Source organism: Thalassomonas actiniarum, assembly GCF_000948975.2.
Taxonomy (GTDB): Bacteria; Pseudomonadota; Gammaproteobacteria; order Enterobacterales; family Alteromonadaceae; genus Thalassomonas; species Thalassomonas actiniarum.
Genome location: NZ_CP059735.1, coordinates 1,629,204 through 1,644,650 on the forward strand (window position 1 = coordinate 1,629,204; position 15,447 = coordinate 1,644,650).

At 46.7% G+C, this 15,447-nt stretch carries 14 protein-coding genes; 10 read left to right on the plus strand and 4 right to left on the minus strand.

Annotated features, from left to right (window positions below; translation table 11 throughout):
- Positions 1-346: 346 nt before the first annotated feature.
- On the minus strand, positions 347-844 hold the full coding sequence (locus SG35_RS07185; RefSeq protein ID WP_152646678.1) for a hypothetical protein: 498 nt from the start codon (positions 842-844) through the stop codon (positions 347-349).
- A gap of 265 nt (positions 845-1,109) precedes the next feature.
- Here SG35_RS07185 and SG35_RS07190 point away from each other — a divergent pair, with 265 nt between their 5' ends.
- The 6 genes from SG35_RS07190 to SG35_RS07215 all read left to right on the plus strand — a co-directional run bounded on the left by SG35_RS07190 (position 1,110) and on the right by SG35_RS07215 (position 9,079).
- Positions 1,110-3,356, plus strand: coding sequence for an ABC transporter permease subunit (locus tag SG35_RS07190; RefSeq protein ID WP_084692818.1), 2,247 nt, complete (start codon positions 1,110-1,112; stop codon positions 3,354-3,356).
- Between the two features lie 27 nt (positions 3,357-3,383).
- Positions 3,384-5,021 (plus strand): phosphate ABC transporter permease PstA, encoded by a 1,638-nt coding sequence (gene pstA, locus SG35_RS07195; protein ID WP_044833775.1) that lies wholly within the window; start codon positions 3,384-3,386, stop codon positions 5,019-5,021.
- 71 nt (positions 5,022-5,092) lie between these two features.
- A complete protein-coding gene (gene pstB / locus SG35_RS07200; RefSeq protein ID WP_044833774.1) occupies positions 5,093-5,917 on the plus strand; it encodes a phosphate ABC transporter ATP-binding protein PstB in 825 nt (274 codons plus the stop codon).
- A 174-nt stretch (positions 5,918-6,091) separates the two neighbouring features.
- Positions 6,092-6,793 carry a phosphate signaling complex protein PhoU gene (gene phoU, locus SG35_RS07205; protein ID WP_044833773.1) on the plus strand — a complete coding sequence of 234 codons (702 nt, stop codon included), beginning with the start codon at positions 6,092-6,094 and terminating at the stop codon, positions 6,791-6,793.
- 329 nt (positions 6,794-7,122) lie between these two features.
- Positions 7,123-7,803 carry a TIGR00153 family protein gene (locus tag SG35_RS07210; protein ID WP_044833772.1) on the plus strand — a complete coding sequence of 227 codons (681 nt, stop codon included), beginning with the start codon at positions 7,123-7,125 and terminating at the stop codon, positions 7,801-7,803.
- Between the two features lie 10 nt (positions 7,804-7,813).
- On the plus strand, positions 7,814-9,079 hold the full coding sequence (locus tag SG35_RS07215) for an inorganic phosphate transporter (RefSeq protein WP_044833771.1): 1,266 nt from the start codon (positions 7,814-7,816) through the stop codon (positions 9,077-9,079).
- A 184-nt stretch (positions 9,080-9,263) separates the two neighbouring features.
- Here SG35_RS07215 and SG35_RS07220 read toward each other — a convergent pair whose 3' ends face one another.
- Entirely contained in the window at positions 9,264-9,545 is a 282-nt protein-coding gene (locus SG35_RS07220; RefSeq protein WP_044833770.1) for a peptidylprolyl isomerase, read from the minus strand.
- Between the two features lie 254 nt (positions 9,546-9,799).
- Complete coding sequence (locus tag SG35_RS07225; protein ID WP_152646677.1) at positions 9,800-10,408, minus strand: hypothetical protein; 609 nt, start codon at positions 10,406-10,408, stop codon at positions 9,800-9,802.
- A gap of 712 nt (positions 10,409-11,120) precedes the next feature.
- Between SG35_RS07225 and SG35_RS07230 the strand changes: the two genes are divergently transcribed.
- The 4 genes from SG35_RS07230 (at position 11,121) to SG35_RS07245 (ending at position 14,274) form a co-directional block, all read left to right on the plus strand.
- On the plus strand, positions 11,121-12,041 hold the full coding sequence (locus tag SG35_RS07230; protein ID WP_044833768.1) for a hydrogen peroxide-inducible genes activator: 921 nt from the start codon (positions 11,121-11,123) through the stop codon (positions 12,039-12,041).
- A 92-nt stretch (positions 12,042-12,133) separates the two neighbouring features.
- A complete protein-coding gene (locus SG35_RS07235) occupies positions 12,134-12,682 on the plus strand; it encodes an RNA polymerase sigma factor (protein ID WP_044833767.1) in 549 nt (182 codons plus the stop codon).
- Entirely contained in the window at positions 12,675-13,358 is a 684-nt protein-coding gene (locus tag SG35_RS07240) for a hypothetical protein (protein ID WP_044833766.1), read from the plus strand. The genes SG35_RS07235 and SG35_RS07240 overlap by 8 nt, the downstream gene beginning before the upstream one ends.
- Before the next feature lie 4 nt (positions 13,359-13,362).
- Positions 13,363-14,274: a hypothetical protein gene (locus SG35_RS07245; RefSeq protein ID WP_044833765.1), complete on the plus strand. Its 912-nt coding sequence runs from the start codon at positions 13,363-13,365 to the stop codon at positions 14,272-14,274.
- Between the two features lie 124 nt (positions 14,275-14,398).
- Here the strand turns inward: SG35_RS07245 and SG35_RS07250 are convergent, their stop codons facing one another.
- Positions 14,399-14,827, minus strand: coding sequence for a hypothetical protein (locus tag SG35_RS07250; protein ID WP_044833764.1), 429 nt, complete (start codon positions 14,825-14,827; stop codon positions 14,399-14,401).
- Positions 14,828-15,447: the final 620 nt, after the last annotated feature.

The following is a 15,447-nucleotide window of genomic DNA, read 5'->3' on the forward strand; positions in this document are numbered from 1 at the left end:
TTACGACTTGAACAGGGTACTGAGGGGAACCCTCTGTTCAAAAACGACAATCTTTTAAGGTCATTAATAAGGCTTAAGGTTTATTCATACTGAAACACCCGGTTGCGTGCTTCATCATACAGAGCAGTGCATCCCTTGATTCGAATAAACGTCATATAGAATCTGATTACGACTTGTACACCAGTTCTTCAAATTTAGTCCAAAACAATAGCCTTGCCAGTGTTTTGCTTAATAAAATCGAATAAATTTATATTTGCCTGAAAAACAGGGGGAAACTGCCGGTTAAAGCTGCTGTGCCAGTGGCTCGGTAAAGCAGAAATCAACAGGGAAGATAACCAAAGTGCGGTTAGCTGGGTTCAATCAGATCTAAAAAATCAAAAGGGATCTCATTGCGAAAATAAGCATATAAATTAATGTAAAATGAAAATAATGCCTGCATGCAGGTAAAAATTTCTTCCCGGCTGACATCCGCCAGGTTGAGCTGATTGACTTTTGCCAGGCACAGGTCGAATAAATCCCTGAGTTTTTGTCCCTGCTCGCTGGTATCGCGGTAGTCAAAGCTGGTCTCGAATAAATATTCGGAGCACAGGCAATGAAATTTTTGCTCAAAGACGGAGCCGGTTTTTGTTGAAGTTACCAGCTCACTTTTTTTGGCCTTGATCACTTTATAATAGGCAAAAATATCTTGATATGTCTGCCCGCAAGCGGGGCAGGTGAGCGGGAAAGGCTGGCTGTAAACCGTTAATGCCCGGGTTTGAAAGGAGTCCATGGAAGAGAGCAGGTCTTTGATTTCATTCTGTTCTTTTTCCAGATAGGTATCGGCCAGATAATTATAGTTCATCATGTTTGTGTTATTTTTATCCCTTAAGTGACTCCCGGTTTTACCTGGTCTCAGCATTGATCGCGGGCGTTAGCCAAAGCTGAAAACAACGCTGTTGTTATGTTCGTTTTTAAGCATAGTTGAACAACGGATGAATATTTATTACGCGGTGAATAATTTATTTCTAAGTGGCTGGTTTTTAACTTTTATCGCATGTCACAAAACTGTCATATAACTGTCTTATAATCCCTGCCGTAATTTAAACTTCCCTTGTCTGAAGGTAATATTCGTGGTGACAGCGTTAAAATCGGCCGGTTCGCGCCAGCTAAAAAATTCATTTGCCCGTTGGCTTATCACTTTAGGTGGTATCAGTGTATTACTGACCTTAGTGCTGATTTTTCTTTATCTGCTTTATGTGATCAAGCCGGTATTTGACAGCACAGAAATAACGCCGTCAACGGCTGTAGAAATATCATCCGGTGCACAAGTACTCTCAACCGGTGTGGATGAACTCAAAGAGTTGGCTTTTACTATTAACCGCTTTGGCAGCATAGACTTTTATCAGTTGGTACCAAGTGCCACGCGCCCGCTGGGGGCCCAGGTGCTGTCAAAGCAAGTGACAGAGCCCGGGATCACGCTGACGCAGGTGGTCGATAGCGGTCATAACAATAAGTTATTGCTTGATAGCCTGGGGCAGGTACAACTGCTGACGCCAAGCTTTACCGCCAGTTATGATAATAACAGCCGCGAGATTAATCCTGCTGTTCGCTATCCCTTAGGCGAAGAGGTCATTGTTGTTGATGAAATGCAGGCGTCCCTGGAAAAACTTGCCTTTGCCATGGATGATGAGCGTGCGGTTTTTGTTGCCTTAACCCAAGACAAGCGCCTGATCAAAACCACTTTAGTGGCGGAAGATGACTTTAATTATGATCCCGCTCATGAAAGTGTCTACCAGGTAATTGAAGAGGGGGTTAGCGCCGTGGATGATATTTTGATCACCCCGGATCTGATGATGGCTTTTGTGCGTGACGGTAACCGCGTGCTGGTGTTCTCCCTTGATGATGACTATGAAGTACCGCTAAAAGCCGTTATTACCGATACAGATAATATTGATGCCGGCTTGACCACTATGGCGCTGTTATCCGGCGGCAGTTCTTTGCTGCTTGGTAATAATCTCGGGGAAATCAGTCAGTGGTTTGAAGTTGCTACCGATAACGGCCGTCAATTTAAAAAAATCCGCAGCTTTAACCTGAGCGAGGGGGAAAGTATTGCTGCTATTTATACCGAGCAATACCGGAAGAGTTTTTACGCCATGGGCCGGTCCGGTAAACTTAGCGCCTTTTATACCACCAGTGATGCCGATTTATGGCAGGGTAAGTTAACAGATGCCGCCCCGGGCGCGTTTGCCATTTCCCCGCGTGCCGATGCCCTGGTTATGACAACTGCCACAGGGGCAGACAGCCAGCAGCTGAGCCTGTTTTCGGTAGAAAATGAACACCCTGAGGTGACCTGGCAGGCGTTATGGCAGGAAGTCTGGTATGAAGGTTATCCAGAGCCGGACTATATCTGGCAGTCAACCTCAGGTTCGGATGACTTTGAAGCGAAGTTCTCCCTGGTGCCTATTTCTTTCGGTACCATCAAGGCTGCGCTTTATGCCATGTTATTTGCTGTACCTATTGCTTTGGCGGCGGCTATTTATACCGCCTACTTTATGACCCCGGTATTAAGAACCAAAGTTAAGCCGACCATAGAAATGATGGAAGCGCTGCCGACGGTTATTTTAGGTTTCCTGGCCGGTTTATGGCTGGCGCCCATTATTGAAAACTATCTGCCGGCGATGGCTCTGCTGCTGGTGATGTTGCCGCTGGCAACCCTGCTGACGGCTTTAGGCTGGTCTGCTTTACCTAAAGAGTGGAAAAGCCGCATTCCTGAAACCTGGGCGCCGATGATTTTGATCCCCGTGTTGTGTTTTACCGGTTATCTGGCCTTTGCCTTATCGCCTGTGATGGAAGCGGCGTTTTTTGGCGGTGATATGCGCCAATTTGTAACCAACGATTTAGGCATAGACTTTGACCAGCGTAATGCCCTGGTGGTGGGGATTGCCATGGGCTTTGCCGTGATCCCGACCATTTTTTCCATGGCGGAAGATGCCATTTTCAGTGTGCCGCGTCATTTAACCAGCGGTTCACTGGCCCTGGGGGCAACCCAGTGGCAGACCCTGGTGAAGGTGGTCTTGTTGACGGCCAGCCCGGGCATCTTCTCTGCCATCATGATGGGCCTTGGCCGTGCGGTGGGAGAAACCATGATAGTGCTGATGGCCACAGGTAATACCCCGATCCTTGACTGGAGTATTTTCCAGGGCATGCGAACCCTGGCCGCCAATATTGCGGTGGAAATGCCGGAATCTGAGGTGGGCAGCTCACATTACCGTATCCTGTTCCTGGCAGCCTTTGTCCTGTTTGTGTTTACGTTTGTATTAAATACCCTGGCGGAATTTATTCGTCAGCGTCTCAGAGAAAAATACAGCTCTTTATAAATAGTGCTGTTGTAAGGAATCGAATAAATGAAAACTTGGTTTAAATCGGGTTCCCCCTGGGTTTGGTTATCTGCCGGCGGGGTCAGTATCAGTCTTATCTCGGTACTGGGGTTATTATGGCTGATTGCCTCCCGCGGCTTATCTTATTTCTGGCCGTCGGATATTTATCAGTTTGATATGGTGGATCAAGCCGGCAACAAGAGTAGGGTGATCGGTGAAATTTATGATCGTGAATTTATCCCGGCAGAGCAGCTCGCCCATGCCGATATCACACTGGCGCCGGGCACGACCACGGTTGAACGTTTGTTGGTGAAAACCGGTAACCGTGAACTGGTCAGCCTGGATTTTCGCTGGTTGCTGGTGCCGCAAATCACCGAGACCACGACACCAGAAGAACTGGTGGTGATCGAAAGACGTACCAATGGTAACTTCTACGGTTTTATTGAAGAGCTGATTTTAGACGGCCAGCTTGTGCCGCAAAGCAAGCTCCCTGAGCTGGTCAGCCGGGTTGAGCATTTTCAGGAGCAAATCGATGCCTTGCAAAAAGTGGATATCGGCGCGATTAACTATCAGCTGGAACGTTTGCGCTTAAAAGAGCGTAAACATAACCTGGATAAAACCTTAACTGCAGAAGTTAAAGCGGATATCCACGGACAAATGGATACGCTGAAAAGTGAATATCAGCAGTTAGAAAGCAAGTTACTTGCCCTGAGGGAAGAAATTGCCCGCGACCAGCTAAAAGTCAGGGCAATGGATGGTCAGGTCGTGACCATTAATTTTGAAGATATACTTAAGGTAACCTTTAATAACCAGTTAGGGCTTTGGGATAAAACCGGCGTTTTCTTCAGCCAGGTTGCCGCTTTTGTTGTTGATGACCCCAGGGAAGCCAATACCGAAGGCGGGGTATTCCCGGCTATTTTCGGTACTGTGCTTATGGTGTTGCTGATGACGGTCATCGTTTCTCCCTTTGGTGTTATTGCGGCGATTTACCTGCACGAATATGCCGGTAACAATGCCCTGACCAAAATCTTACGTATCGCGGTGATCAACCTGGCGGGGGTGCCTTCGATTGTTTATGGCGTGTTTGGTTTAGGCTTTTTTGTTTATATGGTGGGCGGCAGTTTAGATCAGCTGTTTTATCCGGAAAACCTGCCAAGCCCGACCTTTGGTACCCCCGGGGTGTTATGGTCGGCTATTACCCTGGCGATTTTAACTTTACCTGTGGTGATCGTTTCCACCGAAGAAGGTTTGTCGAGAATACCGGCGGCGATGCGCCACGGCAGCCTGGCGCTGGGAGCGACTAAAGTTGAGACTTTATGGCGGATTATCTTACCCATTGCCAGCCCGGCGATCATGACAGGCATCATCCTGGCTATCGCCCGTGCGGCGGGGGAAGTGGCGCCGCTGATGCTGGTGGGGGTGGTAAAAATGGCGCCGAACCTGCCGCTGGACGGTAACTTCCCGTTCCTGCATTTAGACCGTAAATTTATGCATTTAGGTTTCCACATTTATGATGTCGGTTTCCAGAGCCCGAATGTTGAAGCGGCGCGTCCGCTGGTGTATGCCACAGCCTTGTTACTGGTGACCATTATTGTCGCCTTGAATATGACGGCGGTATCGATTCGCAACCGCTTACGTGAAAAATACCGCATGTTAGAGCATTAAGCCCGGCGGCATAACCTTTATTGCCTGGCCGGCGTCAGCCGGCCAAAAGAGATGAATAGAAAGAGCATAATATGATTTCTGTAACACCTAAAGTTTTAGCATCAGATCCTAAGCAGCTTGATTTGAACAATTTATCCCCGGAGCAGGTTGCCTTGGGCATTAATAACCTTAACCTGTATTACGGTGACAAGCAGGCACTGAAAAACATTACCATGTCTATCCCCAAAGGCCAGGTGACGGCTTTTATCGGACCAAGTGGTTGCGGTAAGTCGACCTTGTTGCGTTGTATCAACCGTATGAACGACCTGGTGGATACGTGCCGTATCGAAGGGGAAATTAACCTGCACGGGGAAAATATCTATAATAAGCATGTTGACGTGGCAGCCCTTCGCCGTCAGGTGGGCATGGTATTCCAGCGGCCAAATCCCTTTCCGAAAAGTATTTATGAGAATGTGGTCTATGGTTTGCGCATTACCGGTGTTAATAACCGCCGTGTGCTTGATGATGCGGTGGAAAAGTCCCTGCGCAGCGCCGCGTTATGGGATGAGGTGAAAGACAGGTTGCATGAAAGCGCCCTGGGCTTGTCCGGTGGTCAGCAGCAAAGGCTAGTGATCGCTAGGGCTATTGCCATAGAGCCGGAAGTTTTACTGCTGGATGAACCAACCTCGGCGTTAGATCCCATTTCTACCTTAACCATAGAAGAGTTGATTAACGACCTGAAAAAGCAGTTTACGGTAGTGATCGTTACCCATAATATGCAGCAGGCGGCACGGGTCTCGGACCAAACTGCCTTTATGTATATGGGGGATCTGATCGAATACAGCGACACCAATACCTTGTTCACCGCACCGTTGAAGAAGAAAACCGAAGACTATATCACCGGACGATATGGGTAATATTTGCATGGAAGGGAGCGGATTAAAGATAGTGATACTCCCTTTACCTTGCTGTTTACCGCACCGTTGAAGAAGAAAACCGAAGACTATATCACCGGACGATATGGTTAAGCCTATATACCGGTTTACCGGGTAAGAGCAGGCAAACCGATTAGCTAGATAAGAGTAAAGACAATGGATAATTTAAATCTCGGTCGTCATATTTCCGGCCAGTTTAACGAAGACCTTGAACGGGTGATCAACCATGTAATGCATATGGGTGGCCTGGTTGAGAAACAAGTCAGTGACGCTTTGGTTGCCGTGGCGGAAGCCGACGAAGATTTGGCGCGTAAAGTACTGAGCAATGATTTTCAGATCAATAGCTTAGAAGTCAGCATTGATGATGAGTGTACCCGCATTATCGCCAAACGCCAGCCGGCTGCCGGAGATTTACGCCTGATCATGGCAATCGTAAAAACCATTGCCGACTTGGAACGTATCGGCGATGAGGCGGAAAAAATCGCCAATGTCGCGCTGGAAAGCTTTTCCGGCGACTATAAAGCCTTATTGCTGAGCCTGGAAAACCTCGGCAACCGGGTGATAGAGTTCTTGCGCGCCACCTTAGATGCCTTTACCCGTATGGATGCCGAAACCGCCATTAGCGTGCATAAAAGCGATGACAAGGTAGACAGGGAATATGAAGCCCTGATGCGCCAGCTGATGACCTATATGATGGAAGATCCCCGCTCTATCCCGCAAATCATGAGTGTGATCTGGTCTGCCCGGGCGCTGGAGCGTATCGGCGACCGTTGTCAAAATATTTGTGAATACATTATTTACTTTGTTAAAGGTAAAGATGTCCGTCACCTTAAAGCGGAAGATATGAAGGAACTTTAACGGTTGGCGTGAAAGCTTGGGATCAGGCACTTTTATGCCTGTTTCAGGTCACAGCTTAACCGATAAAAGTTGTAATATCGGACGTTTTAATCCATAAAAATATACCGGCAACTACATCTGCCGGTATATTTTTTCATTTTAATGCTTGATAACAGCAAGATTCTGGCAGGGCTTATGTTGCTTAATTCCTTAATCTGGCTGGCATTAGTCATTAACATGTAAAATAACTGCTGCGGATAGCTGATAAAGTCGTTTGCTAATCTTGGCAAATGGGTTAATATCCGCGGCGAATAAAAACAAAGAGATCATTAATCTCCTGGAAAAACATTATGGCCAGAAATTCAATACTAGGTGTATTTGCAAAATCACCGATAAAACCATTAGAAAAACACATTCGTATGGTAACTAAGTGTTGTAACCAACTTATACCGTTCTTTGCTGCCTGCTCCGAGCAGGATTGGACTACTGCAGCAAAAGTGCGTAAAAAACTTTCTAAGTTAGAGCAGGACGCCGACGTATTAAAACGCAAACTTCGCCTGGAACTGCCCGGCGGTTTGTTTATGCCGGTGGACAGAGCTGACTTGCTGGAACTCTTGACCCAACAGGACAAGATAGCGAATAAGGCGAAAGATATCGCCGGTCGCGTATTAGGACGGAAACTGGAGATCCCGGAAGCTATTCAGGATCAGTTTTCCACTTATTTACAACGTTGTATCGACGCTACCGAAAAGGCGGCGGATGCAATAAATGAATTAGACGATTTATTAGAAACCGGATTTCGTGGTCGTGAAGTTGAATTGGTTGAAAAAATGATCAACCAACTTGATGAAATTGAAGATGATACAGATACCATGCAAATTGAACTTCGTCACGATCTGATGTTGATTGAAAATACACTGAACCCTATTGATGCAATGTTCTTGTATCAAATAATCGAATGGGTTGGCGACCTTGCCGACTTAGCTGAGCGCGTTGGTGCTCGTTTAGAAATTTTGTTGGCTAGAAACTAGGGTTTAGATCATGGATATTTTACTTTCTCACGGCTCTGTATTAGTGCTGATTGCCGCCGCTGTTGGTTTTTTCATGGCCTGGGGCATAGGTGCTAACGATGTTGCAAATGCAATGGGAACCTCGGTTGGTTCTAAAGCGTTAACCATCAAACAAGCCATCATTATTGCTATGGTGTTTGAATTTGCCGGTGCCTACCTGGCCGGTGGTGAGGTGACCTCCACCATACGTAAGGGTATTATCGACGCCAGTTATTTCGTCGATACGCCTGAGCTCCTGGTCTTTGGTATGATCTCGGCATTATTTGCCGCGGCGACCTGGTTATTGATCGCTTCTATCCTGGGCTGGCCTGTTTCTACCACTCACTCTATTGTCGGCGCCATCATAGGTTTCGCCGCTTTTGGTGTCAGCCCTGATACCGTTGCCTGGGGCAAGGTATTAGGCATAGTGGGCAGCTGGATTGTGACGCCGTTAATTTCCGGTGTGATTGCCTTTATCATCTTTAACAGTGCACAAAAGCTGATTTTTGATACTGATCATCCCCTCAAGCAAGCCAAGCGTTATGTACCTTTTTATATGATGCTGGCCGGCTTTGTCCTGGCGCTGGTGACCATTAAAAAAGGTCTTAAGCATGTTGGTTTAGATATCGGCGTCACCGAAGGTTATGTCTACGCCATCGCCGTTTCTGCTGTGGTTGCTCTTATTGGTAAGTTCTTTATCGGACGTTTGAAGTTTGATGAAAAGGCTTCTAAAAACGACCATTACGCCAATGTTGAAAAAGTTTTCGCTGTGCTGATGATAGTGACCGCCTGTTGTATGGCATTTGCCCACGGCTCGAATGATGTTGCCAATGCTATCGGACCACTGGCTGCGGTTGTCGGTATCGTGGATAACGGCGGTGAAATCGTCAAGAAAACCGCACTAGCCTGGTGGATTTTACCGCTTGGCGGCTTTGGTATCGTTGCCGGTTTAGCCATCTTTGGCCATAAGGTTATTGCCACTATTGGTCAGGGCATTACCCACTTAACACCAAGCCGTGGTTTTGCTGCCGAGCTGGCCGCTGCCTGTACCGTTGTTATTGCATCGGGTACCGGTCTGCCAATCTCCACCACCCAAACCTTAGTTGGTGCGGTATTAGGTGTCGGTATGGCGCGTGGTATTGCCGCAATCAACATGGGCGTTGTGCGTAATATCGTGGTTTCCTGGGTGATCACCTTACCTGTGGGCGCCGGTTTGTCTATCCTGTTCTTCTGGATGATGAAGGCGGCATTTGCTTAAGCTGCTTGTTTAAACAAAGATAAACATTTAAAACCGGGTCAGTGAAAACTGACCCGGTTTTTGTATACATGGACGTATTTCAGCTTACACGCTCCGGGGGGAAGCTAAATCGCTGCATCCGGTCAGCGAAGCTGCACTGACATGGAGGCGATTCCTTTACCACCTTGAAGTGTGAAGAGCGAGCTTACTCGTTACGGGCAGTGACTTCCACCAGGTGATAACCAAACTGGGTTTTTACCGGACCTTGTACGGTATTTAACCGGGCGCTAAAAACCACTTGATCAAATTCCGCCACCATTTGCCCGCGGCTGAATGAACCCAGGGCGCCGCCGTGCATTTTTGAAGGGCAGGTGGAGTGTGCTTTAGCGAGTTGTTCGAATTCTTCCCCAGCCTCAATTCTTTCTTTAATTTGCTGGCATTGCTGTTCTGTTTTCACCAAAATATGGCGGGCTGCGGCTCTTTTCATTGTTTATCTTCCTGATATCTTGTCCGTTGTTTGCGCCTGAGCAAAGGTTTTATTTATCCTCTGAATCAGGCTCTGTAAAGGCTTAGTCGCTGGCAATAACAAAGCCCTTTAATAAGCTATGAATGGTTATGCCGATAACTTATGTTTTAACCATATCCTAATTAAAAAAGAAATTAAAGTTTCAGTTTTTCGGATGAATAACCTTACTTTTATTTCGGGGCAGGCCGAGTAAAGTACCGGTCGAGGTGAAGGGCTCAGTAATAACCTTTACGACCATGTTTTTCATCCATTACCGGATAGATACTGCCGTGTTGATTAATGGCCTGGATCAGCTCCTGTGTTGCCTCTTCGGCAAACGCCAGTTCGCTTGCGCTTGCCTGTGTTATTAAGCGCTCTTTTTGCCTGGAAAAGTGCTCGTAGATTTTATTGTCATCGGTAAAGTATAAGCCGGCATCCAAATGCGCCAGCGCTAAGGCCAAACTCATTTTTTCATCGGGGATTTTTTGATTTTTATAAAGATATGCCAAGTGTCCCAGGGATTTTAGGCTGCCCCGGCGGGCCGCATCTTTAAGGTGGTTGATTTTTTGCCTGTGAAAGGCCCGGGACTTTTTAATATATTCATCCCGGGGCAAGTCCTGGTAACCTAAATGGCGCATGTAAGCTTCTGTGGGCACCATACCGACAATCTCCTGTGCCGGCAGGTAATGTGCGTCTGCGGCTTCAAGCATATAGTGCAGGTGTTGCGCTCTCTGCTGTTGGCTGATCCCCTGGCAAAAATCGAATCTCTCCCTGAGCCTGGAGATAAAGCGGTCGCTCTCGCCATCGTTATAGGCCTGCTGGAGAACTTGTTCAAATGTCTCCATTTCGGCCGGTACTTTTGAGCATTGAAGCAAGTTAATCGCCAAAATATAACTAGATTGCCGGTTTCCCTGTTGGTGCTGTGCTAATAAATATTCGAAGTGATCACTAAGATTCCCCGTGAGTGTCCAGTCGGGGCGGGTGTTAATGCTAAAAGCCGGTTGTGTCTGTTGCCCCCTTGTGCTTTGAGGCGAAGTTTGCACTTGTGGTGGAATTTGCTGGGAAGTGACAGGCCGGGCTTTATCCTTGTTACTCTGCTCTTGAGCTGTATTTGCTTGTTGACTGGGGGATGCTTTGTCGGAGCCAGAAATTGAGGCGACAATCACTAAGCTAAGCATTATGAAAAGCAAAATAGAGATGATATAAAGGGGCTTGATGCTTTTTAGGGGAGATGGCAAAGCTTTTTTCATGGGGATATCTATCACTCTTTTTTGTATGGGAATGTCGTCATACTCATTGCCAGCAATAACCTGCGGATGTGCTCATTAAACCTCAAATGAACTCCGGCGGATAAAGTTGTGCGGTTATAAATGATGAAAGCCATGCTTATTATGAAGCTGTTGACTGACGTCAGAGAACTGAGCCTGAGTTGTGCTGCTAGCATAACCCAGGAAAAGTGGCTTTAAAAGCTCCGTAGCTTTAGCCGCTATCTTTAATTAAAATACGGTTTTTAATCGTTTTATCACTTCTTAAAGGGCAAAAGTGCCGGGGGAGAGCTTGTTACCTAACTTAAAACACCTGAAATATCTATTGGCGCTGCACAAGCACCAGAATTTCAACCGTGCGGCGGATGCCTGTTATGTCAGTCAGTCGACTTTAAGCAGCGCCATTATCAAGCTTGAAGAGCAGCTTAATTGTCAGTTGATAGAAAGAGATCACAAGGCGTTTATTTTCACGGCCCAGGGGGAAGTGGTGGTGGATATGGCGCAAAAGCTGCTCCTGTCGGCGCAGGAGTTGCTTGATTACGGCAAACAACAGGGCAATCCTGCTACCGGCAGTGTCCGTATCGGCTGCATTCCGACAATAGCCCCTTATTTGCTGACGGATCTGGTCAAGCAGTGTCAACAGACCCTGCCTGAATTGGCTTTGTATCTGCGTGAAGACAGTACCGATAACCTGATGGCCATGCTTGCCAACGGTGAAATAGACACGGCGATTCTGGCACTGCCGGTAGCGGGTCACAGTTTTCGCAGTAAAGTGGTCGGTAGGGATGCTTTTTATATCGCAGGGGATGCCGATTTAGTGAAGTTATATGCCAAAGACATGGATTACCAGCAGTTGCCGCAGCAAAGTATCTTCTTACTGACCCATGAACATTGTTTAACCGAGCATGCTGTTTCTGCCTGCCAGCTGGCGGATGCCAGCCGTATCAATCACTTTTCCGCTTCAAGCCTGGCGACCCTGGTACAGATGACCGCCTATCACAAAGGTTTTACCTTTCTGCCGGAAATGGCAGTAAAGAAATCCCTGGGCATCGCCGAAGGGCTGACCATCAAAGCTTTGTCTCCCGATGTCTACCGGGAAATCGGCCTGTTGTGGCGGCCGACCAGTTTACGCCAGCAAACGTTTTTGCGCCTGGCAAATATTCTGGAACAGCTGCTGTTACCTGCTGAAAATGACCATAAAGTAAAAAAATAAAAAAAACTTCAATTTTTTTCAAACTATTTTAGCGCCGCTTGCGACATTAATAGTAAGTCGGAAATAACAACAAGTATAAAACGGGAAAATGCGTGTTTGAACGTAGTGATGAAACGTTAGTAAAACAAGCGCTGAAGGGGAAAAAGTCGGCCTGGGTGACGTTAGTAAAGCGTTACGAAAAAAGTGTCTATAACTATACCTACCGTATGGTGAACAATGGCGATGATGCCATGGATCTGATGCAGGATATTTTTATGGCGGTATTTCGCAACCTGGCCTCTTTTCGCGGCGACAGTCCGTTTAAAGGCTGGTTATTTAAAATCGCCCATTACCGCTGCATTGAATTCTACCGCAAGAAACGGCCGACACAATCTTTGGATGAGGCACCGGAGCAGCTGGCTGAGGGCGATGCTACCTGCCCCGAGTATCAAATGTCCAGCAGCCAGCAGGCAAGTGAATTGCAGCGGGCGATGCAATTTTTGTCCTTTAACCAAAAGCTGGTGGTGGAATTGAAGTTTTTTCAACAGTGCACTTTTGAGGATATCGCCGCGCAGTTAGGCATATCCACCAATACCGCAAAATCGCGTCTGTATAGTGCACTGGATAAATTAAAAGATCAGTTGGAGGTCGGTTATGTCTGATCAAGAGCAGAAATTTGCCCACTGGCTCGATGGTCAATCGCCACGGGCAAACAACAGTGGCGGTCAACAAGATAAATGTTGGCAGGACAGGGAAGCGATGGCGCAGCAGTTGTTTCACCAGGCGAGCCTGGAGGAAGAAAGAGCTGTGCCTGCATGGGACAGGGGCAGTACCTTTGGCGGTAGTGAAGAAAAAAGCTGGTGGCAATGGTCGGGCTTACCTGCGTTATCTATGGCTTGTTCACTGTTTGCGGTTGCCCTGGTGCTGCTAAAAGTTGAGCTGGTGGTGCAGGATGAAGGTATTTTGCTAAGTTTTGCCGGTAATTCTCTGGCACAGCAGCAAGCGCAGCAGACTTTGGTCAATAACCTGGTAGAGCAGAAACTGAAAGAGTTCGCCAGCGAGCAGCAAGTGGTGCTGGCCAATTATGCCGCCGATATCGTGACCCGGCAGCAAGACAACAACCTGCAACTGGCCAGTTATATTCTTGATGCCTCCAGGCAGGAGCGTCAGGAAGATATCGGTGATTTTATCAGCTATATCAATGATCAGCGAAAAGATGAGCAGTTAGAGCAGAAAATTAAATTCCAGCAGCTTGAACACAAGATCAAATTGCAAACTATCAGTAATACATCATCGGCTAAAACAGCCAAACCCGCCAATTGGCGTTTAGAGGAGTGATCAGATGACAAGATTGTTAAAACTTTTTCCTGGTGCCGTACTTGCCTGTGCCGTCAGCACCTCAGTTCAAAGCCAGGATTATGCGGATATGCATAAGCAGCTTGATATTATGGGCAATATCATCCAGTCGTCGGTGGCATCCGATAACAGCCGTAAGGGCTCGAGGATCACAGGTGTCGACAGCACCTATTTAAAGGGGCAGGGGATTGTATTTACCGTTAACTCCAGTTCTATCAGGGGTAACCACGGCAGTTATAACTTTAATTTTGTTATCCCGCCGATCCCGGAAATGCCTGTGGTTAATTTTGGCTCGCACGAACATGAAGAGCTTGTTGAAGTGGAATCTCAGGTGGCACAGGCGTTGGAGTCAGCCTCGGAAAGTTATGAGCGGGCGCTCGACTCCCTGGATGATGAAAGAGATCAATACCGGGAATTAAGGGAGCAGCAGCGGGATATGGCCAGGGAAGTGCGGGATATCGAGCGGGAAATGCGGGATTTGCAGTATCAGCTGCGTCATGTTGATGATGAAAGTCAAAAGGAGCTGGCACAGGAAAAGGCCCAATTGGAAGCGAAAAAAGCGAAAGCAGAAAAGCAGCGGAAGGCTATCAAACAACGTGCTGAAAAATATAATGAAAAGCGAAAAGTTGCCAAGCAAAAGCAACAGGCACAGCGCAGTGAGTTTTACCGGGAGTTATCAGGCACTATGGCGGAAACCTTGTGTTTATACGGCAATGGTTTAAAGGCGCTGCCTAAAAATGAAAAAGTGACGGTGATTTTAAAGGCCGGTGGTGACAAGGATGGCCGCCGTTATAAAGATAAGATCTTTGTTTACAACAAAAAAGATATCTCCGCCTGCAGCAGCGATAAAATCTCGGTGGCAAAATTACTGGAAAGAGGCCAGGGCTACCAGTTTTGATGTCTTAAAGCCGAGTGCTTAACTTAGATGGCACATCCGGTTAATTTTATTAACCCCTGAAACGAAAGAAGCTTTACCTGAGGGCAAAGCTTCTTTTTTTGGGATAAGCAAAGTGTAAAAAGATTTATAGGTCTTCTTTGGTTTCACAGTCAAGAAGTGTCATATCATGGAAAAAGGCACTGTCTTCTTTAGCAGAAAAACCGGAAATAAACTGCTGCAGCTTATCGTTAAAAATGTTGGCAATTTCAAATAACTGGTTCTTTTTTTCAATTGGCTTAGCGATAAAGTGTTCCCCCTGGTTGACGGGGAGTTGAAGTAAAGGCTTGGTCAGCAACTGTCCCAGGGAAACAAGATTGCTGTCCCCGGTGATATTAAGTGGCGAGCCGGCATTACCTGCCAAACGGGCGGGCATGGTATAAACCTTAACGATTTGGCTGATGACTTTAACTTTTGGCTCCGCCGGGGCATTGGCGGAAGCTGATGAGACAATACCACATAAACCTAAGGTACTTAGTGATATATATAATAGTAAAGGCTTCAATGATAATTTCATTATAATATCCTGTTTAAGTAGTGTTTTCTCTAAATTCGAGCTAAACCTGAATCAAACCCGGCAACCGTTCACTTTGGGTTTGGCCGGCCATTATATCCCAATAATCTCGTAAAAGATCCTAATAATTGATCGTTTTTGTGAGATTTTTATATTTATTTGCTTACATTTTACTATAAACAGAAATATGCCTTGTCACGACCCTTATGGGATAAGCTGCCTGTTTTTTACGATTAAAGGATCTTTTTATTTTCTGGCCATCTTTAACCAGAACCTGTATTGGCGGTTTTTCTTTTATTTTTGAGGTTACTTTACCGGAGGAAACCCGGCTCCAGCATTTCCTGCGACCGCAGGATTGCTTACAGGGTGTAGGTACTTAGCTTACGTCAGGAGCCTAGTAAGCTGAAATCATCCCTGTATAAACCCTGCTTCATCACATCCTGTGATCCCAGTATAAATACTTCCCTGTATAAACCCTGCTTTATCACATCCTGTGATCGCAGAGTTGCTTACAGGAGGTAAGTACTTAGCTTATGCCCGGAGCATATAAGCGGAGATACTTCCCTGTATAAAAACCGGGCATGTTAGCCCGGTTATGCTTTATTTAGCCTTTGCCTTAATAA

Bases quoted from the DNA above. Each gene is read 5' to 3' on its own strand.
- SG35_RS07185 (WP_152646678.1), bottom strand. From the start codon at position 844: ATGATGAACTATAATTATCTGGCCGATACCTATCTGGAAAAAGAACAG.
- pstA (WP_044833775.1), top strand. From the start codon at position 3,384: ATGAAAACTTGGTTTAAATCGGGTTCCCCCTGGGTTTGGTTATCTGCC.
- pstB (WP_044833774.1), top strand. From the start codon at position 5,093: ATGATTTCTGTAACACCTAAAGTTTTAGCATCAGATCCTAAGCAGCTT.
- phoU (WP_044833773.1), top strand. From the start codon at position 6,092: ATGGATAATTTAAATCTCGGTCGTCATATTTCCGGCCAGTTTAACGAA.
- SG35_RS07210 (WP_044833772.1), top strand. From the start codon at position 7,123: ATGGCCAGAAATTCAATACTAGGTGTATTTGCAAAATCACCGATAAAA.
- SG35_RS07215 (WP_044833771.1), top strand. From the start codon at position 7,814: ATGGATATTTTACTTTCTCACGGCTCTGTATTAGTGCTGATTGCCGCC.
- SG35_RS07220 (WP_044833770.1), bottom strand. From the start codon at position 9,545: ATGAAAAGAGCCGCAGCCCGCCATATTTTGGTGAAAACAGAACAGCAA.
- SG35_RS07225 (WP_152646677.1), bottom strand. From the start codon at position 10,408: ATGGAGACATTTGAACAAGTTCTCCAGCAGGCCTATAACGATGGCGAG.
- SG35_RS07240 (WP_044833766.1), top strand. From the start codon at position 12,675: ATGTCTGATCAAGAGCAGAAATTTGCCCACTGGCTCGATGGTCAATCG.
- SG35_RS07245 (WP_044833765.1), top strand. From the start codon at position 13,363: ATGACAAGATTGTTAAAACTTTTTCCTGGTGCCGTACTTGCCTGTGCC.
- SG35_RS07250 (WP_044833764.1), bottom strand. From the start codon at position 14,827: ATGAAATTATCATTGAAGCCTTTACTATTATATATATCACTAAGTACC.